Source organism: Piscibacillus halophilus, from assembly GCF_900110685.1.
Lineage (GTDB): Bacteria > Bacillota > Bacilli > Bacillales > Alkalibacillaceae > Piscibacillus > Piscibacillus halophilus.
On record NZ_FOES01000016.1, the window covers coordinates 12363 to 38218 of the forward strand.

Annotated in this window: 21 protein-coding genes; 13 read left to right on the forward strand and 8 right to left on the reverse strand. The window is 38.4% G+C overall.

Annotated features, from left to right (window positions below):
* Positions 1–24: 24 nt before the first annotated feature.
* Entirely contained in the window at positions 25–1491 is a 1467-nt protein-coding gene (locus tag BMY57_RS08675; RefSeq protein WP_091773624.1) for a catalase, read from the reverse strand.
* Between the two features lie 218 nt (positions 1492–1709).
* Positions 1710–2090 carry a RidA family protein gene (locus BMY57_RS08680; protein WP_091773625.1) on the reverse strand — a complete coding sequence of 127 codons (381 nt, stop codon included), beginning with the start codon at positions 2088–2090 and terminating at the stop codon, positions 1710–1712.
* 157 nt (positions 2091–2247) lie between these two features.
* On the opposite strand from BMY57_RS08680, the gene mbcS reads away from it, so the two are divergent.
* Both mbcS and BMY57_RS08690 read left to right on the forward strand, forming a co-directional pair.
* The gene (gene mbcS / locus BMY57_RS08685; protein WP_091773626.1) at positions 2248–3828 is read left to right on the forward strand and encodes an acyl-CoA synthetase MbcS; all 1581 of its coding nucleotides are present in this window, start codon (positions 2248–2250) and stop codon (positions 3826–3828) included.
* 110 nt (positions 3829–3938) lie between these two features.
* Positions 3939–4958 carry a nuclease-related domain-containing protein gene (locus BMY57_RS08690; RefSeq protein WP_091773627.1) on the forward strand — a complete coding sequence of 340 codons (1020 nt, stop codon included), beginning with the start codon at positions 3939–3941 and terminating at the stop codon, positions 4956–4958.
* Between the two features lie 207 nt (positions 4959–5165).
* Here BMY57_RS08690 and BMY57_RS08700 read toward each other — a convergent pair whose 3' ends face one another.
* Positions 5166–6053, reverse strand: coding sequence for a cation diffusion facilitator family transporter (locus tag BMY57_RS08700; protein ID WP_091773629.1), 888 nt, complete (start codon positions 6051–6053; stop codon positions 5166–5168).
* Positions 6054–6201: 148 nt separating this feature from the next.
* Here BMY57_RS08700 and asnB point away from each other — a divergent pair, with 148 nt between their 5' ends.
* Positions 6202–8049: an asparagine synthase (glutamine-hydrolyzing) gene (gene asnB, locus BMY57_RS08705; protein ID WP_091773630.1), complete on the forward strand. Its 1848-nt coding sequence runs from the start codon at positions 6202–6204 to the stop codon at positions 8047–8049.
* Between the two features lie 77 nt (positions 8050–8126).
* Here the strand turns inward: asnB and BMY57_RS08710 are convergent, their stop codons facing one another.
* Complete coding sequence (locus BMY57_RS08710) at positions 8127–9227, reverse strand: branched-chain amino acid aminotransferase (protein ID WP_091773631.1); 1101 nt, start codon at positions 9225–9227, stop codon at positions 8127–8129.
* A gap of 198 nt (positions 9228–9425) precedes the next feature.
* Between BMY57_RS08710 and BMY57_RS08715 the strand changes: the two genes are divergently transcribed.
* The 10 genes from BMY57_RS08715 (at position 9426) to BMY57_RS08760 (ending at position 18571) form a co-directional block, all read left to right on the forward strand.
* Entirely contained in the window at positions 9426–10874 is a 1449-nt protein-coding gene (locus BMY57_RS08715; RefSeq protein ID WP_091773632.1) for a carbon starvation CstA family protein, read from the forward strand.
* 12 nt (positions 10875–10886) lie between these two features.
* Entirely contained in the window at positions 10887–11639 is a 753-nt protein-coding gene (locus BMY57_RS08720) for a 2-keto-4-pentenoate hydratase (RefSeq protein WP_091773633.1), read from the forward strand.
* Between the two features lie 365 nt (positions 11640–12004).
* On the forward strand, positions 12005–12289 hold the full coding sequence (locus BMY57_RS08725) for a hypothetical protein (RefSeq protein WP_091773634.1): 285 nt from the start codon (positions 12005–12007) through the stop codon (positions 12287–12289).
* Positions 12290–12669: 380 nt separating this feature from the next.
* Positions 12670–13371 (forward strand): ABC transporter permease, encoded by a 702-nt coding sequence (locus BMY57_RS08730; RefSeq protein ID WP_423809560.1) that lies wholly within the window; start codon positions 12670–12672, stop codon positions 13369–13371.
* A 6-nt stretch (positions 13372–13377) separates the two neighbouring features.
* A complete protein-coding gene (locus BMY57_RS08735; protein WP_091773636.1) occupies positions 13378–14169 on the forward strand; it encodes an ABC transporter ATP-binding protein in 792 nt (263 codons plus the stop codon).
* 17 nt (positions 14170–14186) lie between these two features.
* The gene (locus tag BMY57_RS08740) at positions 14187–15251 is read left to right on the forward strand and encodes an ABC transporter substrate-binding protein (RefSeq protein WP_256205283.1); all 1065 of its coding nucleotides are present in this window, start codon (positions 14187–14189) and stop codon (positions 15249–15251) included.
* Positions 15252–15453: 202 nt separating this feature from the next.
* Positions 15454–16242, forward strand: a complete 789-nt coding sequence (locus tag BMY57_RS08745) for an ABC transporter substrate-binding protein (protein ID WP_091773638.1) — start codon at positions 15454–15456, stop codon at positions 16240–16242.
* A 23-nt stretch (positions 16243–16265) separates the two neighbouring features.
* A complete protein-coding gene (locus BMY57_RS08750) occupies positions 16266–16925 on the forward strand; it encodes an amino acid ABC transporter permease (RefSeq protein ID WP_091773639.1) in 660 nt (219 codons plus the stop codon).
* A complete protein-coding gene (locus BMY57_RS08755) occupies positions 16918–17640 on the forward strand; it encodes an amino acid ABC transporter ATP-binding protein (protein WP_091773640.1) in 723 nt (240 codons plus the stop codon). The genes BMY57_RS08750 and BMY57_RS08755 overlap by 8 nt, the downstream gene beginning before the upstream one ends.
* A 157-nt stretch (positions 17641–17797) precedes the next feature.
* Positions 17798–18571, forward strand: coding sequence for a DUF3298 and DUF4163 domain-containing protein (locus BMY57_RS08760; RefSeq protein WP_091773641.1), 774 nt, complete (start codon positions 17798–17800; stop codon positions 18569–18571).
* Positions 18572–18598: 27 nt separating this feature from the next.
* Here BMY57_RS08760 and BMY57_RS08765 read toward each other — a convergent pair whose 3' ends face one another.
* The 4 genes from BMY57_RS08765 to BMY57_RS08780 all read right to left on the reverse strand — a co-directional run bounded on the left by BMY57_RS08765 (position 18599) and on the right by BMY57_RS08780 (position 25853).
* Positions 18599–20437, reverse strand: a complete 1839-nt coding sequence (locus tag BMY57_RS08765; protein WP_091773642.1) for an ABC transporter ATP-binding protein — start codon at positions 20435–20437, stop codon at positions 18599–18601.
* Positions 20427–22157 carry an ABC transporter ATP-binding protein gene (locus BMY57_RS08770; RefSeq protein ID WP_091773643.1) on the reverse strand — a complete coding sequence of 577 codons (1731 nt, stop codon included), beginning with the start codon at positions 22155–22157 and terminating at the stop codon, positions 20427–20429. Before BMY57_RS08770 ends, BMY57_RS08765 begins: the two co-directional genes overlap by 11 nt.
* A 225-nt stretch (positions 22158–22382) precedes the next feature.
* Positions 22383–23648, reverse strand: coding sequence for an exo-beta-N-acetylmuramidase NamZ family protein (locus BMY57_RS08775; protein WP_091773644.1), 1266 nt, complete (start codon positions 23646–23648; stop codon positions 22383–22385).
* Positions 23649–23750: 102 nt separating this feature from the next.
* Positions 23751–25853, reverse strand: coding sequence for a glycoside hydrolase family 3 protein (locus tag BMY57_RS08780; RefSeq protein WP_091773645.1), 2103 nt, complete (start codon positions 25851–25853; stop codon positions 23751–23753).
* Between the last annotated feature and the right edge of the window lie 3 nt (positions 25854–25856).

Sequence of the window (25856 nt, forward strand, 5' to 3'; positions counted from 1 at the left end):
TAACGACTGGATTTTATTAATCTATTAAGCTTTTACCTCTTCAGGTACATGTAGACCTAAACCTTCAGCCACGCGCTCACCGTATTCAGGGTCAGCTTTGTAGAAGTGGCCAATTTGACGAAGTTTAATTTCATCACTTTCAACTGGTTGCATATGACCAACAATGGCTTCGATTAGACGATCTTTTTCATCGGCACTCATTAAGCGGTATAAGTCACCAGCTTGAGTGAAGTGGTCATCATGGTCGTAAGGGACACTGTCAGCCCAACCTTCAACCTCGAATGGGTCGATTTTAGTTGATGAATCTTCTTTTGGTAGATGATCATAGCTATTAGGCTCATAAGCGTAATGGCTTCCACCGTTACCATCTACACGCATGTAACCGTCACGTTGGTTGTTGCTAACCTCTGCTACTGGACGGTTAACCGGAATCTGTTCATGGTTTACACCTAAGCGATAGCGGTGTGTATCAGAATATGAGAATAGACGGCCTTGTAACATTTTGTCTGGTGATGCTTCGATCCCAGGTACAAAGTGAGCAGGTGAGAACGCTGCTTGTTCTACCTCTGCGAAGTAGTTTTCAGGGTTACGGTTAAGTACCATTTTACCTACTTCGATACGAGGGTAGTCTTTTAATGACCAAATTTTTGTAACATCAAATGGATCCCATTTGTATGTTTTCGCATCTTCATAAGGCATGATTTGAACATATAATGTCCAAGAAGGATAGTCGCCTTCTTCAATTGCATTAAATAAGTCTTCAGTATGGTAATCAGGGTTGGTACCTGCTAGTTCATCAGCAACTTTAGGGTCTAAACCTTTAACACCTTGGTCACTAACGAAGTGATATTTAACCCATACAGGCTCACCGTTTTCATTAACCCATTTGAAAGTGTGGCTTCCGTAACCGTTCATATGACGATAAGTAGCTGGAATACCACGATCACCATGTAAGTAAGTCACTTGGTGTAGTGATTCTGGAGAATGAGACCAGAAATCCCAAACCATGTTCTTATCTTTTAGGTTCGTTTGTGGGTTACGTTTTTGTGTATGGATAAAGTCAGGGAATTTGATGGCATCACGAATAAAGAAGATCGGTGTGTTGTTCCCTACTAAATCATAGTTACCTTCTTGTGTATAAAATTTAACCGCGAAACCACGAGGGTCACGTACTGTATCTGCAGAGCCTAATTCACCAGCAACTGTTGAGAAGCGGATGAACATTGGTGTGCGTTTACCTTTTTCACTTAGAAAATCAGCTTTTGTATACTTTGAAATCTCATCGTTTGTTACCTCAAAGTAACCGTAAGCTCCGGCACCTTTTGCATGTACGACACGCTCCGGAATACGTTCACGATCAAAGTGTGCTAGTTTTTCTAGCAAATGTACATCTTGAATTAATGTTGGGCCACGACGACCAGCCGTAATAGAGTTTTGGTTATCACCGACTGGGGCCCCGCTTGAAGTGGTTAGACGTTTCTTATCTACCATGAATCATTCCTCCTCTTAAAATGATTACATATATATATTAATCTATTAATAATAACTTGTAAATTAAAATGATTATAATTTGATTAAAACTATAAAGAATCATAGATAAGTAGGATGAAAGGCGATAAAACGGCTTTTTTATATAAAAAATATGCATGGGGTAAATCTCATTTGATAAAAAATTGGATTAATAATTGAGAGAAAAGCGTAGATTAGGACTACGCTTTAGTGGCTACAGCTTCGATTTCAACTTTAGCACCTTTTGGTAATTCGCTAACTTCAAAGGCAGCTCTTGCAGGGTATGGTTCTTCCAAGAAACTAGCATACACATCATTTACTGTAGCGAAATCGGCCATAGAGTCGAGCAATATAGTGGTTTTAACGAGATGTTGAAAATCCAAGCCTGCTTCTTTAAGAATGGCACCTAAATTTTTCATAACTTGTTCAGTTTGTTTGGCTACGTCATCACTGACTATTTCCATGCTGTTGGGATCAAGTGGAATTTGGCCGGAAATAAAGGCGAGGTCTCCGACTTCAACAGCTTGAGAATATGGACCAATAGCTGCTGGAGCTTGATTAGTAGAATATACTTTTTTCATTATAAAAACCCCTTTCTATTAGATTTAGTTTAACATAATTTTCTATTAATTTTATTTGATTTGTTCGCTGTTCGGATATTTTAAATTTTTCTGAATTTTGTTATAATATATAGTGCATTTAGTGAAGTATAAATAAAGTTTATCGGAGGGGATCGAATTGAAAAGAGAAGAATTAATTGCACCAAATCAGTACAACATCGTATCGGAGTTTGAAAAGTTTGCGACTGAAGGTAGTCGTAAAGCGATTCTCTGGGAGGATGAACAAGGTAATCGTAAAGATATTACCTATGTTGAATTAATTAAAAATGCTAACAAAATTGCAAACGCTTTCTTAGATAATGGGTTGAAAAAAGGGGACAAAGTTTTTATTATTGTTCCACGTTTAATTGAAGCATATCAAATTTATATTGCGGCATTAAAAGCAGGGATTGTCGTGATTCCTGGTTCAGAAATGTTGCGAGCAAAGGATATTGATTACCGCTTATCGCACGGTGAAGCCAAAGCGGTTGTAAGCTATTATCCATACGTTTCAGAGTTTGAAAAAGTGACTCGTGTGAATGATCTACAACGATTTGTCGTTGGAGCTGATCACGATGATTGGTTACATTTAGAAACATTAATGGAACGCGCTTCCGACCAGTTTAAAATGGCAGATACACAACGTGACGATATGGCGTTTTTATCATATACGTCCGGAACAACGGGTAATCCTAAAGGTGTCGTACATACGCATGGTTGGGGATATGCTCACCTTAAGACCTCAGCGGCTAATTGGCTTGGCGTTGAAGAAGGTGATGTCGCATGGGCGACGGCAGGTCCAGGTTGGGCTAAATGGCTTTGGAGTCCGTTTTTATCTATTTTAGGCTCAGGCGCAACAGGATTAGTTTATAACGGAAAATTTTCTCCAAATAAATACCTTCAATTGTTGCAAGATTATAAGGTGAATGCCTTGTGCTGTACGCCTACGGAATACCGCTTGATGGCAAAGGTTGACGGGCTTGATCGATATGATTTATCGAACTTGAAAAGTGCCGTTTCAGCTGGCGAACCATTAAACCGTGAAGTGATTGATACGTTCCGTCGTTATTTTGATGTGACCGTGCGTGATGGTTATGGTCAAACGGAAAACACCTTACTCGTAGGAATTACAAGAGACATGGAGGTTCGTCCAGGTTCCATGGGAAAACCAACACCTGGTAACCGAGTAGAAATTATTAATGAAGACGGGGAGCCTGCTGGAGTAGATGAAGTTGGTGATATTGCGGTACACCGTTCTACGCCTGCGTTGTTTAAGGAGTATTACAAGGACCCTGAACGTACCCAAGCTGCCTACCGAGGTGACTACTATTTAACGGGAGATCAGGCTAAGAAAGATGAAGACGGCTATTTCTGGTTCGAGGGCCGTAGTGACGATATTATTATTAGTTCAGGCTATACGATTGGACCTTTTGAAGTAGAAGATGCACTCGTAAAACATACAGACGTACAAGAATGTGCTGTGGTCGCAAGCCCTGATGAAATCCGCGGAACCGTCGTAAAAGCATTTATTGTATTAAAAGATGAAATAGACCCGAACCGTGATGGATTAGTCGAAGAATTACAAGAGCACGTGAAGCGATTAACAGCTCCATATAAATATCCAAGAAAAGTTGAGTTTGTCAAAGAATTGCCGAAAACAACCTCCGGTAAAATTCGCCGCGTCGAGTTAAGACAACGTGAAAAAGAGGCCGTAAAGTAAGGATCGAAAGTGCAGAGAGGCCAAGGCCCGCTGCACTTTTTATATTGCAAAAATCTAGAAAATTTTTATAATAAAATTATCTAATGGAGAAAGGAGATCAAAATGATTAAATGATTTTAAAAGAATTACAGATCTCACCTTATTTACTTCAGTTAGAGTCTATTATAAGAAGGGTTCCACCTAACCACCCGAGTTTTGAAAACATACGGGACGTGTTAATTCGTGAGCAAGCTGGATATTATGGTGAAGCACAACTAGTTTTTCCAATAAGTAAATTAGACTTTCAGCATGATGATTTACATAATTTACGTTTGCAGTATAATGGTCATTATTTTCAGTTGGATTTCTTGTTACTAACTCCTCGTTTTCTCCTTATAATTGAGGCGAAAAACTATCGAGATCAAGTTATATTTGATGATGAGTTTAATCAAGTGTTGCATAAAGACAAAGTATATCAAGATCCTGTAGTTCAAGTGGAAGAACAGAAGTATCAATTAGAAATGTGGCTTCAAACGAAAGGCTTTCCTCATATCCCTGTCGAGACGGTCGTTGCGATGACCAACTCCCAAACTTTATTAAAAACCTCTTCTGAGAATTCCATTTATAAAGAAAAAGTAGTCACTCTCCCCAAACTTACTAGTAAGATCCGAGAGATTTCAAGTCGTTATCCTAAACCATGTATAAGTGTAAGTGAAATGAAATGGTTGGGTAGTCAGTTCATTAAAGAGCATAAAGATTACGTTTCAGATATTTTTTTAAGAACACGTATTAATAAAAGTGAACTAGCTTCGGGAGTGGTTTGTCCAAATTGTGGTGAAATTGGGATGAAGATAAGAAATTTAAGATGGGATTGTTCGAATTGCGGATTTCGTTCGTCAGATGCCTATAGAACTACGTTAAAAGATTTTTACTTATTAATAGGAAACGAGATTACTAACTGTGAATTTCGTAAATTTACGGGGATCAGTTCAAGTAGTACCGCTAAAGCGATGCTAAGGAGAAGTAATTTTCCTAAATTAGGGACACGGCGTTATACAAAGTATAAGCTATCTTTTAATTACGCTGTTGATTTTGATTATTTAAAGAACCGAAACATTTATAGAAGTAGGAAACATATCTATAGAAATTAAAAACATGACGATAAAATTAAAAAACATGTCTATAGAATTTGAAAACATGTCTATAGAATTTGAAAACATGTCTATAGAATTTGAAAACATGTCTATAGAATTTGAAAACATGACTATAGATTTTAAAAACATGCCCATAGAAATCGAAAACATGTCGATAGAACCCCATAAGATAACCCCCTCTCACTAAATAAGAAGGGGTCTACCTTAATGATAAGGATTCACGTGAACATAGACATCTTGGACTTCTGCATGCTGGTCCATTAGGCGTTCTTTAACGCGGGCGGCGATGCTATGGCCTTGGTCGACGGTGATATTAGGGTCGACGCTGATTTTGACGTCGATGATGACGTAAGAGCCGTGGCTTCGTGCGTTTAGCATGTCCACTCGTTCAACGCCACCAACTGTCATCGTGGTTTCAAAGAATTCCTTCGTTTCTTCGTCATCAAGTACTGTTTCGAGGGTCACGTGGACGGCGTCTTTTCCTAATTTAAAGCCCATCCACATAACAAGTACAGCGATCATACTTCCAGCGACGGGATCAAAGTAAAGTAAAGCCGTAATGTCGTACTCTCGTCCCAGGATGGATAGGCCTATACCTGCGAGCGCAATAAATGATGAGATAGCATCTGATCGATGGTGCCAAGCGTCCGCGATAATGGCAGGACTATTAATTTTTTTGCCAAGTCGATGTTTATATTGAAACAAGGCCTCTTTCACTAATATAGAAAAAATAACGACGTAAAGGGCATATGTACTCGTGTTTTCCGTAGTTCGATCCCAAATGGATTGAATGGAGTCGAGTAAAATTTCAACACCAACGACTATTAATAAAATGGAAACGATTAAAGTGGCGATATTTTCAGCTTTACCGTGACCATATGGGTGTTCTGGGTCAGGTGGCTTTCTAGCAGCTCGTATACCGATTAACACTGCAAATGAGCTTACGACATCTGAAGCTGAATGAAAAGCGTCGGCGATTAATGCCTTACTATTTGTAAATACTCCTGCGACCCCTTTAATAACGGCTAATATCAAATTAGCGATAATACCGAGTATGGATGCGAATTGTGCTTTCGAATAACGTTGGTCCATTAGACAACCCACTTTTTATATGTATTATATGGTAGTTTTAATCTTAACAATAAAAAATAAGATGGTCTATTAAAATAACGAACCATCCAGTCTCTCCTTCATATAATACTCCATAAGTGCATTTTTACACAGAAAAGGGAGTGGCAATATGTGCGGAATAACCGGATGGATTGAATGGGACGGCATTAATCACCGGGAACACGACCAGATTATTAAAAATATGACCAATCAACTTATTAAGCGTGGGACTGATGATGAAGGGTATTACTTTAACCAACATGTTGCATTCGGTCATAGGCGCTTAGCCGTTATTGATGTGGAGAATGGAAAGCAACCGATGATTGTGAACCATGTCGGCCATACTTATACCATTGTTTACAATGGTGAATTGTATAATACGCAAGACATAAAAAAAGAATTACTGAAAAAAGGTTACCGATTTAAAACGACATGTGATACCGAAGTGTTGCTGAATGCTTATGTCCACTGGGGACCAGATTGTTTAGATTATTTGAACGGAATTTTTGCTTTTGCAATTTGGGATGAAAAACATAACCAACTCTTTATCGCGCGTGACCGACTAGGTGTAAAGCCATTGTTTTATGCAGAAGTCGATCAAAAACTTATATTCGGATCTGAAATAAAAGCTATTTTAGAACATCCTGACGTTGCGCCAACGGTTGATAGGGAAGGATTAGCGGAAGTATTTGGGCTTGGCCCTTCAAGAACACCAGGACACGGAATTTTTTCACAAATTCAAGAACTACGTCCGGGTCATGCGATGTTAGTCACTCGTCACGGTTTGAAAAAACGGCGCTACTGGAATGTGAAAAGTGAAGAGCATCTAGACTCTTTTGAAGAAACAGTAGAAAAAGTTCGCCACTTATTCGTGGACGCCGTTGAACGACAGCTTGTTTCTGATGTGCCTCTTTCAACGTTTTTATCTGGTGGCGTTGACTCAAGTGCGATTACAGCTATAGCAGCTAACTATTTTAAGAAAACAGATCAAGGTCAACTGCCAACGTATTCTATTGACTATAAAGGGAACGATCAGCATTTTGAGAAAAGTGTGTTTCAACCTTCTGCCGACAGTGATTTTATTAAAGTCATGGTAGAACAATTTAACACAAACCATACAGATTGCATCATTACAGAAGAAGAGCTGTTTAACACATTGAAAGAATCGGTTATTTTGCGTGATCAACCGGGGATGGCCGATGTCGATTCATCCCTTCTTTGGTTCTGTCACAAAATTAAGCAGGATACAACTGTGAGCTTATCCGGAGAGTGTGCAGATGAGATCTTTGGAGGATACCCGTGGTTCCACAATCCTGATACCAATGGAGATAATGGATTTCCGTGGATTCGTTCGTTAGATCATCGAGAAGAATTACTTTTACCCGAATGGAAGGAAAAATTAAATCTAAAGAGTTATGTGCAGCAACGTTATGAAGATACAATTGCTGAAACACCATTATTAGATGGAGAAAGCGAATTGGATCGTAAGCGGAGAGAGATGTTTTATTTAAATATGCACTGGTTTATGTCTCAGCTACTTGATCGTAAAGATCGCATGAGTATGGGCGCGACGCTTGAGGTGAGGGTACCTTTTGCAGATCACCGTTTAGTAGAGTACGTATGGAATGTTCCATGGGAGATGAAGAACGCTGGGGGACTAGAGAAGGGATTGCTCCGTAAAGCTTTAGAAGGGTTGCTTCCTGATGATATTTTATATCGTAAGAAAAACCCGTATCCGAAAACATTCCAACCGAAGTATACAGAACTTGTGATGAATTGGATGAATGACATTCTTCAAGATCCTAACAGTCGACTATTTGAAGTATTGTCAAAAGATAAAGTGCAAAAGCTTGTTGAAACGGAAGGTGCGGACTTTAAAGAACCTTGGTATGGTCAGCTCATGCAAGGACCTCAACTGATTGCGCATCTTTGCCAAATCGATTATTGGATGCGCCAATATGATATAAGGATTAAATAAGACAACGATTATAAGGAAGCAATAAAACGCCCTAATTCAATTAAGGATTAGGGCGTTGCATTTTACCTCTGATAAGCTTATCCTACTTTATCAATTTTTTCTTCAGGCAAGACTTTTTCAACCCAATTGAATGGATCGTCTATTTGACCGTACTGAATTCCCGTTAGAGTGTCGTAAAGCTTTTTAGCCAAAGTACCTGTTTTTCCTCCATTAAAAACCATTTGATGCTCGTTCCAATCTAATTGTCCAATGGGTGAGATGACAGCGGCCGTACCTGAGCCGAACGCTTCTTGGACATTTCCATTTTGATACTCATAATATAATTCCTCAATCGTTAATTTTCGCTCGTTAACCATGACTCCCCAATGCTCTAACATCTCAATGACTGAACTACGTGTCACCCCATTTAATATACTTCCGTTTAATTGTGGTGTCACGACTTCATCACCGATTTTGAAAAAGACATTCATGCTACCAACTTCTTCAATATACTTTTTCTCAATACCGTCTAGCCACAAAACTTGTGAATAACCATCTTTAGCGGCTATTTCTTGCGCTTTTAGACTTGCCGCGTAATTGCCGCCCGTTTTCGCTTCACCTGTTCCACCACGTACTGCGCGAACATACTCATTTTCGACAGCGATCTTTATAGGGTTAATCCCTTCTTTGTAGTAAGCACCAACCGGCGATAAAATAACGACTAATTTATATTGCTTAGATGGAGCAACTCCTAAAAATGGTTCCGTCGAAATGATCACTGGACGAACATATAATGACGTTCCTTCTGAAGACGGAATCCAGTCTTTTTCAATATGGATTAATTGTTTTAAAGCATGTAAGAGAAATCCTTCATCAATCGGTGGGATACATAAACGTTCATTGGATTGGTTAAGTCTCGCGATATTTTTCCGTGGACGGAATAGAAGAGGTTCACCTTTGGGGCTTAGGTAAGCTTTTAGGCCTTCAAATACGGATTGGCCATAGTGAAAGACCATAGCAGCTGGGTCAACTTTAAGAGGTTCATAGGGAACGATTTTGGCATCGTGCCAGCCTTCTGATTCGGAATAATCCATTACAAACATGTGATCTGTAAATGTTCGACCGAATGCAAGCTCGTCGCTGTTAGGTTTTTCTCGATAAGTTGTTGTTTTAAACACTCTAAGTGTACGGTTTTCCATGTTGTCATCTCCCTTATTATCCGAAAATTTTAATAAAAATGATAATACAGGTTGAACTAGTTTTCAACCCCTTTTTTAAAATGTAAGCGTTTTTATTTGAATTTTTAAAAAATTTATTAAAAAAGGTTGATTTGCGGAAGTTAGACGAGTAGAATACAGATTAAATTTTCAAAAAAATGATTGGAAGGGGGTCCAGTGATGCTGACATTTATGGCATCCATCTTTATTTTAATCTTTGGGTATATCATTTACGGAAAGGTGGTTGAACGAATTTTCGGCGCTGATGATCATCGAACGACACCAGCCTATTCAAAACATGATGGGTTTGATTACAGTCCGATGAGTTGGTGGAAAGGAAGCTTGGTTCAACTATTAAACATTGCTGGGCTTGGTCCAATTTTTGGAGCCATCTTAGGAGCGTTGTATGGTCCAGTAGCATTTATTTGGATTGTGATTGGAACCATTTTTGCTGGGGCTGTTCATGATTATTTTGCTGGAATGATTTCCTTAAGACATAACGGGGCACAATATCCAACCATTGTTGGAAAATACTTAGGTAAGTATGCACAATCGGCTATAAATATCGTCTCCATTGCACTAATGGTTCTAGTCGCGGCAGCTTTTACTGCAGGACCAGCTGAACTCATTGCGCAAATTACACCACTAACGTTTACGACTGCGATTGTCATCGTATTTCTTTATCTATTAATCGCTGCTGTGCTACCGATTAATAAAGTCATTGGAAAAATATATCCAATTTTCGGCGGTATTTTGTTGTTTATGGCAGTAGCGGTCGGGTTTGGTATGCTCTTTATTTTTGAAAACCCAATCCCGAACTTAACGTTTGAAAACATGCACCCTGGGGAGTTGCCACTTTGGCCATTATTAATGGTGACGATTTCATGTGGAGCGATTTCAGGGTTTCATAGTACACAAAGTCCAATTTTGGCAAGAACGTTAAAAAAAGAGTCGGAAGGGCGTAAAGTATTTTATGGTGCTATGGTAGCTGAAGGGGTGATTACTTTAATTTGGGCAGCTGCAGGGATGACTTTCTTTGGAAGTACTGGAGGCCTTCAAGAGGCCATTGCTGCTGGTGGAGCTGCGGGTGTTGTTAATGAAATCAGTCAGACAACATTAGGAACACTTGGAGGGATTTTAGCGATTCTAGGTGTCATTATTTTACCTATTACAACAGGAGATACGGCCCTTAGATCATCTCGTATGATGTTAGGTGATTTACTTACTCAAACAACAAAACTAGATTTTGCTGGTAAAAAAGCGAAGTTGTTACTCATCGTACCGGTTGCATTACCTGCTTTTCTATTATCACAAATTGATTATTCATTCTTATGGCGTTATGTTGGGTGGACCAATCAAGTCGTTGCAACGGTAATGCTATGGACAGCAGCTATTTATCTATTAAAACAAGCAAAATTCCATTGGATTTGTAGTGTGCCCGCAACGGTTATGACCGGTGTGACAGCGACATATATTTTCTATGCGCCAGAAGGATTTGGACTAGATTATTCTCTTTCTATGATTCTCGGGACCATTCTATGGGTGGTAGTGATGGTGTGGTTTGTATGGCAGGTCTATCAAGAAAAACGTCAAGGCTACCCAAGTGTAGCTCAATCGAAAGTTAGTTAGGGAGTGGGGTATGTGAGCTTATTAGAGAGGTTACATCATGCAACTCATGGTGGTCCGAGAATCAGTCGGTCTACCTCGAGTACTTTAACACTTCAAGAAGCGTATGAGACTCAAAAGAATTTAATCGGATTGGAATCAAAACGAGGTAATCCTTTAAAAGGCTATAAAATTAGTTTAACAAGTCAAGAAACTCAGGGTTTGTTTGATGCGAAAGCACCATTATACGGTGCTTTAACGGAAGATTCTTTAGTATTAGACGGTGAGTTAATGCTAGATCAACTGTCGGAACCTTTAGTCGAAGTGGAGCTCATGTTTTTTGTAGATGACAAGATCACAATCGATGATGATGAAACGGCCATTTTACAAAAAACACGAATCGCACCAGGAATCGAAATACCAGATTCCCGTTATGAAGATTGGTTCCCCCATTTGACACTTGGACAAATCGTAGCTGACCGTGCAGTTGCTGGTAAAGTCGTAGTGGGTCAGCCTAAATCAGGTCTTACCTTGGATCAGTTAAATTCAATTAAAGCTACAGTGACATTAGACAGTGAAGTAATAGCAACAGGATATTCAAGTGACGTTTTAGGAAACCCTGTTCATGCTATAAAATGGCTGGTACAGGAATTAAACCGATCTGGGCAACAACTCATGCCAGGATTGGTGATCTCATCCGGAACCTTTATCATGCCAAAAAAGTTACAAAGAGGACTTTATAGCGCGCAATTTGATCAAGTTGGTGAAGTTCAGTTACGTGTAAAGTAAGTAGTAATATCAACTTTTAGAGTTGAGGCCGTGCTACTTGATCCTCTTTGGGTAAAACGGTATGTCTGAAGAGAATTAAATATTCTATATTATTTTGTTCCTAAACAGGTTTCTAATAACACAGAAACCTGTTTTTGTTATATGTTTGTAAAAAATAAGTCGATATTTGCAGGGCTAGTATCCTATTAAACCTATTATATCTATTTTTCTTTAGGACTTAAGATACATATATTTTTAACTAAACATTTCTTTGTTTACAAATTAATAACATGCGTTATAAATCTGTTTAAGGCGGGTATTTATGTAATGCAACATAAAAATGTTGCGAACACACATTTCAAAATATGTAAAAGGAGTGTTTCGAAATGAAAAAATTCATTATCAGTTCATTACTAGTAGGTACAGGATTCTTAGCAGCTTGCGGAGGCGGAGACGATACAGAGGATCCAGCAACAGAAGATCCAGCTGTTGAAGATAGTGGAGATATGGAAGATGGCTCTACTGAAGATGGTTCAACAGGTACGGAAGATAATGCAGGTACTGAAGATGATGCAAGTACTGATGAAACAGAAACTGACGATGGTATGACAGATGATACTGAGGAAGATACTGACTTAGGCGATACAGGCTCTGAAGAAGATACAGAGTAATCTCTTAAACATTAAAACTCTTACCCTATAAAAAGATAGCTTAAGCATAAACTCCCCCTAGTAATATATAGATTCTAAGAAAAAACCTAAGGTCCCAAAATGGGCCTTAGGTTTTTTGTGTTTTATTTTACATATTTATGAGGTTCAGATGTGGTTGCAATATTCCTTCCGATATAAATCCGTGTGGGCTGATGCACAATTTTTTCGAACATAAAAAGTTAGGACAGACACGGATAAACGCCCAACGCATAGTATGAAGCGTAGAGGTGAGAGCTTTGGAAGAGTTAAAAAAAGCTGTTGAGGTGGAACAACAGGATTTTAAACGTAAGCAACGGAGTAAACGAATCAAGCAAGTTTTAACAATCTCTTCGCCCGTATTTATGTTGTTGATTTGGGAGATTCTTTCACAGACAGCCATTATTGATCCTAGGTTTTTCCCGCCACCAACGACTATTATTGAAACGCTAATTTCGATGAGTGCTTCTGGCGAGTTATTTGAACATGTCAAAGTGAGTTTAACTCGAATATTGTTTGGGTTTTTAATGGGAGTGATCCCAGCAATCACATTAGGTTTGATCATGGGAATGTACTCATCCATTAGGCATTTTTTCTCGCCACTGATCATGGCTTTAATGCCGATTCCAACTCTTGCGATGTTACCAATTATTTTAATTATTTTTGGAATTGGTGAGTTTTCAAAAATGGTGACGATTGCAGCAAGTGTATTTTTCCCAGTCGTTATTAATACGGTCGCAGGTGTGATGAATATCGATAAAGTGTATTCAGATGTGGCGAAAAACTATGGTGCGAACCCAAAAGACTTTTTTATGAAAATTGCATTACCTGGGGCCATGCCAGTCATGATGGAAGGAATTCAAATGGGGCAGGCAATTGCGTTATTAACGATTGTCGCCGCTGAAATGATTGGTGCGAATTCAGGAATTGGTTATGTTATTTGGATGAATTATAAAGCTTTTCTCATTTCAGAAATGTTTGTAGGTCTCATCTTAATATCGTTTTTTGGCTACTTGTTCTCGTTATTATTGCGGGGCCTGCAAAGCAAGTTGATTCCATGGAAGTAGGAGGGAATGACGTTGCAATATGAAAAGAAAATTCAAGTGGATCATTTAACAAAGGTGTTTTTGAAAAATAGAGAGCGCGTCATGGCCCTAGAGGACATAAACTTTTCGATTCGAGATGGCGAATTTGTTTGTATATTAGGTCCAAGTGGTTGTGGGAAAACGACATTACTTCGAATATTAGCTGGATTGGAAAAACCAAGCTCTGGTGACTACAACATAGAAGTGAACGGGTCAGAACGTCCTTTACAGTCAATGGTGTTTCAAGAACAAGGTGTCATACCTTGGATGACGGTTGAAGAGAATGTTGCTCTTGGATTAAGAATGCGTCACGCTCCTAAGAAGTTAATCAAAGAGCGAACGAATCTATATCTTGAAAAAGTTGGTTTAACAAAGTATAAAAACTTGTTCCCTAAAGAATTATCAGGTGGAATGAAACAACGAGTGAGCATTGCTCGAGCTTTTGCGAATGATCCTGAAATTTTATTAATGGATGAACCATTTGCAGCTCTAGATGAGCAAAACAAATTTATTTTACAAGAGGAATTACTTTCGATTTGGGAAGAGACGAAAAAGACGGTTATTTTTATTACGCACAGTATTGATGAAGCGATATTACTTAGTGATCGAATCTTCTTAATGACTTCTCAACCAGGGACGATTAAAGAAGAAGTTAAAATTGATTTACCGAGACCGCGTCAGATGACACAAGTGCGGTCTGATCCTAATACAGCTGATGTTTTCTTAAAAATTTGGAACCACCTCCAAGATGAGGTCCAAGAATCAAGAAATCAATCATGAAAGGTAGAGTGAGTATGTTGAAAAAGTGGTTAGCATTTCCGCTTTTAGCAATATTCTTGACTTTAGGTGCATGTAGTCAAGATGAGGGAAAGGAAGGGTCAGGAAACGAGACTGAAGAAGGTTTAGAGCCGTTAGAAGAACGTGCGACTGTGGTTATTGCGGAAGATGGAGCTGCTTCTGGAGCTGGTTTTTACATCGCAAATGAAATGGGATATTTTGAGGATTACAACATAGAAGTTGAATTTGCGACGTTTAGTAATAGTGATGAGATGCTACCAGCTATAGCTGCTGGTGAAGTGGATGTCGCAGGTGGAATTTCAACAGCCTCATTTTTTAATTCCATTGCTCAAGGGATTGACGTCCGTATGATTGCGGATAAGGGGCATAACACTCCAGGGAGTTCGTATTTTACATTTGTGATTCGAGAGGATCTACAAGATGAGATTGTAGATTATGAAGATTTTAAAGGAAGAACGATTGCTGTATCTTCTAGGAATGCTGTCGATGATTACATTTTTGGTGAAATGTTAAGTCATGCTGGATTAACTAGAGATGATGTTGAATTCGTGTTAATGTCAGACTTCGGTAACATGTTGGCAGCAATGGGAAATCAATCAATTGATGCCGCATTACAAATCGAACCACTGATAACACAGGGTGAATCACAAGATTTACATGTTCGATTTAAAGATGCAACTGATTACGCTCCCGAAGCACAAATCGCAATGGTACTCGGTTCTCCTAAATTTTTAACTGAGGAAAGAGATGTTGCGCAACGTTTTATGGCAGCCTACTTAAAAGGAGTTCGTGATTATAACGATGCCTTTATTAAAGAAACAGGGGATTTAGATCGTGTGATCGAAATTATGACTGAATATACAGCGTTAAAAGATCCAGAGCTTTGGAAAAAAGTAGGTGTAACAGGTTTAAATCCAAATGGCCGTATGTTTGTAGAGGACATTAAGAATCAATATGAGGTTTATAAGGAAAACGGCGCAATTAAAGGTGAAGTAGATTTTGATCAAGCGGTCGATACGTCATTAGTTGAGGAAGTTCTCGACTTAATTGGAGAATATGAATAATAAATTCATAGATAGATAAACAACGAGCGGATTTAACGTTCGTTGTTTTTTTATGGTCACATTTATAATCTTGCATCATTAATGTATGCCCTTTCAATTATCTGAATTATTTTTCTTTATATAAAAAGGTGTTTTTATGCATAATTATGTGTTAATATTCATTTAATCGTATAAATATACAATTTTGAGAGGGGATTATACAATGTTTAAAAAAATATGTTTACCGGTTTTATCTATGATTCTATTATTTTTACTTGCAGCGTGTGGAACGAGTAATGCTGAAGCGGAGGGAAACTCTGAAGCTGAACAAGAAGAAAGCAAAGGCACGTTGATTATGGGAACCTCAGCTGATTACCCGCCGTTTGAATCATTCACACCTGAAGGAGAATTCGAAGGTTTTGACATTGATTTAGCTCATTTGATTGCTGAAGAGTTAGGTTATGAGCTGAAAATTAAGGACATGAAGTTTGATGGATTAGTAGGTTCGCTTCAAGCTGATCGTGTCGATATGGTGATGGCTGGAATGTCAGCAACAGAAGAGCGTCAGGAAAACGTTGACTTCTCGACGGAATATCATCATTCAGGTGAAATGTTTGTAACTGCAAAAGATTCGAACATTAAAAGTATTGATGATTTAGAAGGAAAAATCGTTGGGGTGCAATTAGGTACCATTCAACATGAAGGTGCAGAAGAATTACAGAAAGAGATTGACTTTGAAATTAAGTCAATGGATCAAGGGAGTACATTAATTCAAGAGCTTAAATCTGGAAGAATTGATGTCGGTTATATGGATAAAACGGTTGCTGAAGGTTATATCAAAGAACAAGATTTAGCTGGATTTGATGATCCTACTATTAGCTCACCAGGGATGGCAGTTGCATTTCCAAAGGGAAGTGAACTAAAAGATGAGGTTAGTGCGATTATCGATGAATATTTAGAAGACGGTACGATTGATGAACTCGCAGAAAAATGGGAATTAAACGAAGACTAAACATAGAATTGAGGTGTTAAGGCATGAATTTGGATTTCACCCAAATCGTGCCTTATATTCCTTTTATGCTGGAAGGAATATGGGTAACGTTACGATTTGTTATTATTGCTATTATTATTGGATTTTTATTAGGTGCAGTGATCGCATTAGTTAAAATAAGTGATGTTAAAGTTTTAAGGTGGCTGGCAGATTTTTATACGTCTATATTTCGCGGAACGCCTCTGATTCTTCAATTAATGTTTGTGTATTATGGGATTCCACAAGTATTAGGCTATGATATTTCAGAGTTTTTAGCTGCTATTTTAACATTTGGTTTAAATTCATCTGCTTATGTATCTGAAATCATCCGTGCGGGAATACAAGCGGTTGATAAAGGTCAAAAAGAAGCTGCTGAAGCTTTAGGGATTCCATATCGTCAGACAATGGTCAGAATTATTATGCCACAAGCCATGAAAAACATTTTACCAGCATTAATGAATGAATTTATAACGTTAACAAAAGAATCGGCCATCGTATCAGTCATTAACTACCTTGACTTAATGCGCCGCGCAACGGTTGTTGGTGCGGATTTATATCGTAACTTCGAAGCATATTTATTTGTTGGCTTAATTTATTATGTCATCGTAATGATTCTTACATTGTTAGGGAAGTTACTTGAACGGAGGTTGAGTCAGAGTGATTAAAGTGGAAAGTTTATATAAAAGTTTTGGAGATCTAGAGGTTTTACAAAATATTGATACGACCATTGAAAAAGGTGAAGTTGTTGCTGTCATTGGCCCTTCTGGTTCTGGAAAATCTACACTATTAAGATGCTTGAACTTACTTGAAACACCAACGGATGGCCATATTTGGGTTGATGGTGAGGATCTGACGGTACCGACAACCAATATCTTAAAGGTTAGACAAAAGATTGGTATGGTATTTCAGCATTTTCACCTATTTCCACATATGAAAGTGATCGATAATTTAACCTATGCACCGATGACCGTGAAGGAATTGTCAAAGCAAGAAGCTGAGCAACAAGCCAAGCTATTACTGTCTAAAGTCGGATTAAGTGATAAAGAACAAGCTTATCCGAATAGCTTATCAGGTGGGCAAAAACAACGTGTCGCTATTGCACGTGCTCTTGCCATGGAGCCTGAACTTATGTTGTTTGATGAACCAACGTCTGCATTAGATCCTGAAATGGTTAAAGAAGTCCTAGATGTTATTAAGTCTCTTGCCAATACAGGTATGACAATGGTCGTCGTCACACATGAAATGGGATTTGCGCGTGAAGTGGCCGATCGAATTATTTTTATGGATTATGGAAAAATTGTCGAGGAAGCAAAACCAACTGAGTTTTTTGCTTCTGCTAAAACTGAACGTGCAAAAGATTTTCTCGATAAAGTTTTATAAGCAGTTAACCTTTCAATTTTGATAAAATAGACCGCTAAAAAACCTTCGCATAGATGCGAAGGTTTTTTAAAATGTAATTTTCTTTGGTAAATATGCATAATTCTTCTAATCTTGGTTTAACTAAAAATATACAAATATACTAGAAAGAGGAGTCGGTATGAATCACAATGCCAAACAAACTGTTAAGTACTTTGTTATTGCTTTTATCATTAGTTTTATTATTGGTAATATACTCTCGGCTATTTTCTCAAGTGCAGAGGAGATACATGTTGATCAGGAAAAAGATTTCGACATTGTGGAGACTGATTTTGATGAGATTAGATTATTAACATATGAGACCAAAGAGGATTTGTACAGTATTAAATTTGAATTGCCATTCTTTAAGTCGGAGGGGCTTAATAACTTTTTTAAAGGTTACATGAAACGAACCAATGATCAGTTTTTAACAGTTATTGAAGGGAACGTAACTGAAGAACGACCAGGGAATCTGAACGTTAACCTGGACATATATGAGTCTGGTGAAGACCTATACTCGCTAGTCTTTACAGAATCAGAGTATACAGGTGGTGCCAATGTTAACGAAACAGGCCACACATGGTTAGTTGATTTGAAAAAGAACCGGATCATAAAGCAAGGAGAGCTGTTTAAAAATACTCGAAAGGCTCGTGATATCATACGACCTAAAGTTCAACAAGCATTATTGGATCAACCTGATTTAGGTGTTTTTGAAGAAGAGTTGGATCAGTGGGTTAATCAGCCAAAATATATGTTTGAAAATATGTTTATTCGAGATGGTAAGTTAGTATTTAGGTTCGATAAATATGAAATCACACCAGGTGCAGCAGGAATGCCGGAAGTTGAAATTTCAATCGATGAGGACATTCAATCATTATTCAAGAAAAATTGGGCAAAAAGATTAGGGGTTAATTAAAAGTGGCGAGCTATTCGGCTCGCCACTTTAATTTGCCAAATTGTCTAATTGACTTTGATATAGGTTGGCATAATGTCCACCTTGTTTGATTAGTGATTGATGAGTACCTTTTTCAATGATTTGACCATGTTCTAACATAATAATTTGATCCGCACTTTGGATCGTATTGAGACGATGGGCAATGACAAAGCTAGTGCGCCCTTTCATCAGACGTTGTAATGCCTCTTGAATTTTTACTTCAGTCACCGTATCAATACTACTCGTCGCTTCATCTAAAACAAGGATTTTTGGATCAGCAAGTAAGGCACGGGCAATTGTGAGAAGTTGCATTTGTCCTTGGCTAATCCCTGTGCCATTAGGATCGAGTACTGTATCATACTGATCAGGAAATTTCATAATAAATGAGTGTGCATTTGCGTTCCTGGCGGCTTCAATAACTTCCTCATCGGTAGCATCAAGTCGTCCGTAACGAATATTTTCTTTGATCGTTCCTTCAAATAAAAATGCATCCTGTAAAACAAACGCCATATATTTTCTTAAACTAGACCGTTTGATATCTTTAATTTCTTTTCCATCTAATAAAATTTTTCCACGATCATAATTGTAAAAGCGTGAAATTAAGTTAATAATCGTTGTTTTACCAGCTCCGGTATGGCCGACAAATGCTACGGTTTCTCCTGCATTCGCTTTAAATGATACGTCTTTTAACACGACTTCATCTTCATCATAAGAAAAAGTAACGTGTTGGAATTCCACATCTCCTTTTGGTTCGTCAATTTCTATTGCTTGGCCTTCATCTAATTCCTCGCTGTCTTCATCAATGATATCAAAGACACGTTCTGCACCAGCGATCGCAGATAATAGTTGATTAAATTGGTTAGATAGTTCATTTAATGGTCTAGTAAACTGACGAGCAAGTTCTGTAAAAATGACGATGGTCCCTACAGTTGCCATATTATTTAAAACTAAAACCCCGCCGATAAACGCAATGATTGCAAAGCTGAATGAATTTAACATGTTCATAAGTTTTGGAATAAACCCTGAGATCGCAGCTGCCCAAAAACTTGCCATCATTACTTGATCGTTTTTTTCTTCGAAGGTATGTTTAACTCGATCTTCTTGAGAGAAGGTTTTAACGATTTTTTGTCCAGATACCGTTTCTTCTACGTATCCGTTTAGGTCGCCAAGTCGTTTTTGTTGGATTTTAAAAAGAGGACCTGTACGTTTCGTAATCCATTTCATTCCGAATACCATCATTGGAATAATCGAAAGAGTTACAAGGGCTAATATAGGACTTAAATACATCATAACTGCCACAGTCCCAATTAATGTTAGGACACTTGAAAAGATTTGAATAACAGAAGAGTTAAGAGTGTTACTAACGTTATCGACGTCATTTGTCACACGACTCATAATTTCTCCGAATTGTCGTTTATCAAAAAATGCAATTGGAAGTAAGTGTAGTTGATTAAATAACTGTTTCCTTAAGTCATAAACCGTATGTTGAGCAATTCCAATCATGAAAAATTGCTGCAAGAACATAGATAGAGAATAAAAGATGTAAATGACTAATAAAGCAAGCATCACTTGGCCTAGTCCAGCAAATTCTCGTTCGACTATATAATCATCCACTGCCATCCCAATCATATACGGTCCGAGGATGGCAAGAGCAGAGGAGATAACGACCATTAGAAACACGAACAATAGCATCCATTTTTCAGCCATCATCATGTTCCAAATGCGTTTTAACGTGCCTTTCCAATCGCGGACTTTAGGCTTTGCTCTTGGATCATTAACACGATCAGCTTCACTTAGATCAACTTTGTCGTACGTAAATGGCTCTGTTAGCAGTCGTTTAATACTCATGCACACCCTCCTTTCCGAACTGTGATTCGACAATTTTTCGATAAAGATTAGAGGACTTCAATAATTGCTCATGACGACCTACATCAAGCAATTTACCATCATCCATCAAGAAAATTCGGTCGGCATTCATCGCTGTGGTAACCTTTTGCGTGACAATTAAGGTCGTACATTCATAGCCTTGAATGGCTTCTAGTAAGCGTGATTCTGTTTTTAAATCAAGTGCGCTCGTACTGTCGTCAAGCATTAAAATATTTGGCTTTCTAATTAAAGCACGTGCAATGGAAACGCGCTGTTTTTGACCACCGGATAAGTTAACTCCTTTCTGACCTATTTTGGTATCATAGCCATTAGGCAATTCCTTAATAGTCTCATGGATTTGAGCATCTTTAGCCGCTTGGATGATGTCATCTTCAGTAGCATTATTTTTACCCCAACGAATATTTTCACGAATCGAACCAGTAAAAAGTAGTGGGGCTTGGGGAACATAACCGATGGCTCGACGTAAATGGTTCAGCTTGAAATCACGAACATCATGACCGTCTAGGTAAACAGATCCTTTTGTCACATCATATAATCGCGGGATTAACTGGAAGAGAGAAGTTTTCCCAGAACCAGTTGCTCCAATAATCGCAATGTGTTCTTTTGGTTTAATCATAAACGATAAATCCGACAACACGTCTTCTTTTAGATTAGGGTAACGGAATGACACATTGGAAAACTCAATTGCTCCGTCCTTTACACGATATTGGTCATTCGCATCTTCAGACTCTAACAAATCAATCTCAGCATCTAATACATTCCCAATACGGTCTGCTGAGGCCTTCATGCGAGCAATCGCCATCGTTAAGAATCCGAACATCGAAATCGCCATCGAAACTCGAAGTGCATAGTTAACAATTGCCACAACATCACCGACTTGTGCATTGTTGTTTCCAACTTCAATGTTTCCATACCATAATATAAAAAGTAAGCTCATATTCATGACAAGCAGTAAAACAGGCATGGACGTTTCAATGAGTCGTAATGAAGTTTTCGTATAGTTCATTAATTCTGTATTCGCACCTATAAAGCGGTTCGTTTCATGTTTTTTGCGTAAGAATGCTTTAATGAGCCGAATCCCAGATAAGTTTTCTTGCATGACACGATTCACGTTATCTAAACGCTCTTGTACTTTACCGAATAATTTTCCGGCTTTACGAACGATTAACAGTAAAAAGCCGATTAATAGTGGGACGGTTACGAGGAAAATTAATGCGATTCTCCAATTGACGATAAAGGCCATCATCACCCCACCGAGTACTAACAATGGGGCACGAAGCATAATCCGGAGCCCCATGAAGATCCCGTTTTGAATCATTCGAATATCGTTGGTAAAACGAGTGATTAATGATGAGGTTGGGTATTCGTTTAAATTTTTAAAGGAAAATGCTTGGACTTTCTCAAATAATTTTTGACGGACATCATATCCAAATTTAAATGTCACGTGTGCTGAATAAAATGAGTTAATAATACCTGCTGCAAATGATAAAAGAGCCAACCCAATCATGATGGATCCCCAATAAATAATGGTGTTTAAATTTTGAGTTTGAATTCCTTCATCAATCATTCTTCCTAAGAAAATGGGAAGGAGTAGTTCAACTGTTAACTCTATTAACATTAACGACCAAGCAATGATCATATGTAAATAGTACGGTTTTAAGTATCGAGCGACGTATTTCATGATGAATCCTCCATATAATAATTCCATTAGTATTCCTTATTTTATCGAAAAGTCTAAAAAATAAATAGTACGGTGCTCGAACTTTATTTTAGAAATTTAAGAATTCCTATCATGAACCAAATTTAAGTAAGGTATATTTTGGCATATAAAATGGGCTGAACCCAATGAGTCATTTTCACGACTTTTGGGACAGCCCTTTATAACAAGAGTCAACCTAAGGTTAAATTAATATAGTAAGTAATTTTCGCGAATTTCCTTGAATTCATTTAGTTCATCCTGCCATTCATCTTGAATATCTCCAACAGATTCACCGTTTTCGATCGCTTCACGAACCCAGCCATTACCGATTAAGTTGTCAAAGAAGGAAATACCTGCACTGTTTTCAGCACGGAATTCAAAGTCCTCAGGGTATAGGTCATGAATGGCTTTGACGATGTGTAAACCTGTCGTAACAGGGTTATATGATTGTTGGTGTGTCACATGGATTTCAATTCCGTGTGAGAGATCACCTGCATGCTTAGAAAAAGTAGGTGTAAAGGATGCAGCACGGAATGTCACACCTGGTAAATTTTGATTGTTTAAGTGTGTCGCTAATTCTGCAGAATTAATAAATGGTGCGCCAATTAGCTCAAATGGCTTAGTTGTACCCCGACCCTCAGATACATTCGTTCCTTCAATTAAGGCTGCTCCTGGATAAACGAGAGCTGTATTTAAAGTCGGCATATTTGGTGACGGTAATACGAATTCTAGATTTGTATCTTCGTAATACATATTGCGCTTCCAGCCGTTCATTTCAACAACGGTTAAGTCAGCACCAATCTCAAATTCTTCATTAAATAAGTTTGCTAGCTCACCAACCGTCATACCGTGACGAAGTGGGATTTCATAGTTTCCGACAAATGATTTGTATTCTTCTTCTAAGACTGGCCCTTGAACTTTTGTTCCACTAATTGGATTAGGACGGTCCAAAACGACAAACTCGATGTCGTTTTCCTCAGCTGCTTCCATAGCATAGGCCATTGTGTAAATGTAGGTGTAGAAGCGTGTTCCGACATCCTGTATATCAAACAACAGGACATCTATATCCTCTAGCATTTCTGGGGTCGGCTTACGTGTTTGACCGTATAAGCTATATACAGGAAGTCCAGTTATTTCATCGATATAAAATTCAACGTATTCACCTGCTTGCGCATCTCCACGTACACCATGCTCCGGTCCATATAAAGCCGTTAAGTTAACATCTGGATCGTTGTGCAACGTATCTACAATGCTATTAAGCTCTTTGTCAACGCCGGTTGGATTCGTGATTAAGCCAACATTTTTCCCATCTATTAATTCTTTTTGTTCATTTAACAGAACCTCAACACCAAGCTCTAAACTTTTATGTTTTCCTTTTGCCTTACCGTTTCCATTACTGTTGTCTGCCATAACGACAGAAATTGAAGTAAAAACAAGAGCAAGTGCGATTAAGGATATGAGCCATTTTTTCATTATAAATTCCTCCTCATCCTTTTTGTATAAAGACCTCTTTCCTGCATGAATTGTATCTCTCTGAATTCACTTTCGATGTTTGATTAATGACATGGTGATTCGTTAATAACTTAAGCCATAGTCGTACTCAAATAACACATCTCCGTCATTATTTGGGATTGTGACTGGTAATAACCCCGAAGGATTATTTTCTCCGAAAATGGTATCAGCTGTCGCTTTAAAACTTGCCTCCCTGAATCCGTATTGAGCAATATAGGCATCAATATCTGGGTATGCACTGATGTCATATGGGTTTCTAATGCCGACACCAATGACAGGACTTTCTGTTTCCTCTATAATCGTGTTAATTAACTGCATTTGAGGATTATCTGGTGATCGCCCCGAAACATTATATGTGTATGAACCAGCAACGACTGCGTCTGCATTTCTTATCTGTTCAAGTTGTTCGTCGGTTAAATCACCTGATGTTTGGATAACGGTTGTTTGATCATGATGTTGTTTTATTGCATCTCCTAGGCTAGAAATATATGTGTTACCGATTACAACAATGTTATCAGTTTGATTCGATACGAGTGGTAAGACGTCATCATTTTTTACTAATGTAATCGATTCTGCTGCAGCTTCTGCTTCAATAGCTTTATGTTCGTCAGATCCGACCACCTCAAGAGCATTATCGATTTTGTCCTCGATTGATTCTGGATTCTCCTGTTTAATAATACCGCGTTGAAGCTTAAGGGTTAAAATGCGTTTAACTGAGGCGTCGATGCGACTTTCAGAAATCTCACCTTTTTCAATCGCTGTTAATAACCCCTCTCTTACTTCTTCTAAGCCAACCGGCATTAGTACAATATCCGAGCCTGCTTGTACGGCACGAATTACAGCGTCAACAGGTCCAAAGTGATCCGTAATGGCATTCATGTTTAAGGCATCAGTGGTAATGACACCATCAAAGCCCATTTCTTCACGCATGAGCTCAGTTAGGACTTTGTGTGAAAGAGTTGCAGGCAATGCAATTTCTTCACCTGTTTTTTTAGATATGACTTTAGTGTCGTCGATTTTTGGAAAGGTGACATGAGCTGTCATAATCATATCTAATCCGGAATCCATCGCTTGTTGAAATGGGTAAAGCTCAATTGCTTCTAGTCGCTCTTTATCATGTGGCACTTCTGGTAACCCTAAATGCGAGTCAACGTCTGTGTCCCCATGTCCTGGGAAGTGTTTAGCTGTAGCTGCAACACCCGCAGATTGCAACCCTTTAGTGTAGCTAATACCCATGTCGGCCACTAAGTCTGGATCTTCGCCGAATGATCGAACACCAATTACCGGGTTGTCCGGATTATTATTCACATCCATAACAGGGGCAAAATTAGTGTTGATGCCTAGAGAATTTAATTCTTCTCCAATGGCTTGTCCAACACGATATGATATGTCTTGTGAACGTGTTGCACCTAAAGCCATATTACCAGGCATATCAGTTCCAGATTGTAAACGTGTGACAATTCCACCTTCTTGGTCAATCGTCATCAATAACCCAAATTTTTCAGCCGCATCTTGATAATCTGAGACTAATTGAGTCGTTTGTTCAGTGGTGACAACATTTTCTCTAAATAAAATAATGCCTCCTAAATGATAATCTTTGACGAGCTGTTCAATCTCAGGGAGCATTTCGGTCACGTCCTCACCGTTCCATGTACGGAAATCTGGCATCAGCATTTGACCTACTTTTTCTTCGATCGTTAAAGCTGAAACGGCATGTTCAAGGACATTATAACGCTCGCCTTTTTCTTTAATGATTTTGACTTTAGAATTTGGTTTGCCTTTACCTTTATCATTCGGGTCAACTTTATAATCAATTGCTATTCGATCTTCGAATTGACCATCCGTCACGCTAATAAAGGTTCGGCCATTTTGTCCAGTTAATGAAACTTGACCTTGATCATCGACTGTTGCGACATTTTCGTTAGAAGAGGACCATTCTAGATCTAAAGAAGCTAGGGTAAAATGACCTTCTTCAAAAATGTTGAGTGCATCGAGCTTTAGATGATCAGTATCTGGATCAATGTCAGGTACATTTTGTAGGATGATTAAATCCTTAGCTGTTTCCTCTGAGGCTGTGACTCTTGGTTGGCTTGTCGTCAAGAATAATTGAGAAATGACTAACATTAAAGTTAGGAGAAGCATAAAAACTCTTTTAGGTTTAATCATTCA

What these genes read in the sequence shown, in the direction of transcription:
- BMY57_RS08765 (WP_091773642.1), bottom strand. Translation starts at nt 20,437, where the DNA reads ATGAGTATTAAACGACTGCTAACAGAGCCATTTACGTACGACAAAGTT.
- BMY57_RS08750 (WP_091773639.1), top strand. Translation starts at nt 16,266, where the DNA reads ATGAATTTGGATTTCACCCAAATCGTGCCTTATATTCCTTTTATGCTG.
- BMY57_RS08680 (WP_091773625.1), bottom strand. Translation starts at nt 2,090, where the DNA reads ATGAAAAAAGTATATTCTACTAATCAAGCTCCAGCAGCTATTGGTCCA.
- BMY57_RS08715 (WP_091773632.1), top strand. Translation starts at nt 9,426, where the DNA reads ATGCTGACATTTATGGCATCCATCTTTATTTTAATCTTTGGGTATATC.
- BMY57_RS08770 (WP_091773643.1), bottom strand. Translation starts at nt 22,157, where the DNA reads ATGAAATACGTCGCTCGATACTTAAAACCGTACTATTTACATATGATC.
- BMY57_RS08725 (WP_091773634.1), top strand. Translation starts at nt 12,005, where the DNA reads ATGAAAAAATTCATTATCAGTTCATTACTAGTAGGTACAGGATTCTTA.
- BMY57_RS08780 (WP_091773645.1), bottom strand. Translation starts at nt 25,853, where the DNA reads ATGATTAAACCTAAAAGAGTTTTTATGCTTCTCCTAACTTTAATGTTA.
- BMY57_RS08760 (WP_091773641.1), top strand. Translation starts at nt 17,798, where the DNA reads ATGAATCACAATGCCAAACAAACTGTTAAGTACTTTGTTATTGCTTTT.
- BMY57_RS08710 (WP_091773631.1), bottom strand. Translation starts at nt 9,227, where the DNA reads ATGGAAAACCGTACACTTAGAGTGTTTAAAACAACAACTTATCGAGAA.
- BMY57_RS08675 (WP_091773624.1), bottom strand. Translation starts at nt 1,491, where the DNA reads ATGGTAGATAAGAAACGTCTAACCACTTCAAGCGGGGCCCCAGTCGGT.
- BMY57_RS08735 (WP_091773636.1), top strand. Translation starts at nt 13,378, where the DNA reads ATGACGTTGCAATATGAAAAGAAAATTCAAGTGGATCATTTAACAAAG.
- BMY57_RS08775 (WP_091773644.1), bottom strand. Translation starts at nt 23,648, where the DNA reads ATGAAAAAATGGCTCATATCCTTAATCGCACTTGCTCTTGTTTTTACT.
- BMY57_RS08745 (WP_091773638.1), top strand. Translation starts at nt 15,454, where the DNA reads ATGTTTAAAAAAATATGTTTACCGGTTTTATCTATGATTCTATTATTT.
- BMY57_RS08690 (WP_091773627.1), top strand. Translation starts at nt 3,939, where the DNA reads ATGATTTTAAAAGAATTACAGATCTCACCTTATTTACTTCAGTTAGAG.
- asnB (WP_091773630.1), top strand. Translation starts at nt 6,202, where the DNA reads ATGTGCGGAATAACCGGATGGATTGAATGGGACGGCATTAATCACCGG.
- BMY57_RS08730 (WP_423809560.1), top strand. Translation starts at nt 12,670, where the DNA reads ATGTTGTTGATTTGGGAGATTCTTTCACAGACAGCCATTATTGATCCT.
- BMY57_RS08700 (WP_091773629.1), bottom strand. Translation starts at nt 6,053, where the DNA reads ATGGACCAACGTTATTCGAAAGCACAATTCGCATCCATACTCGGTATT.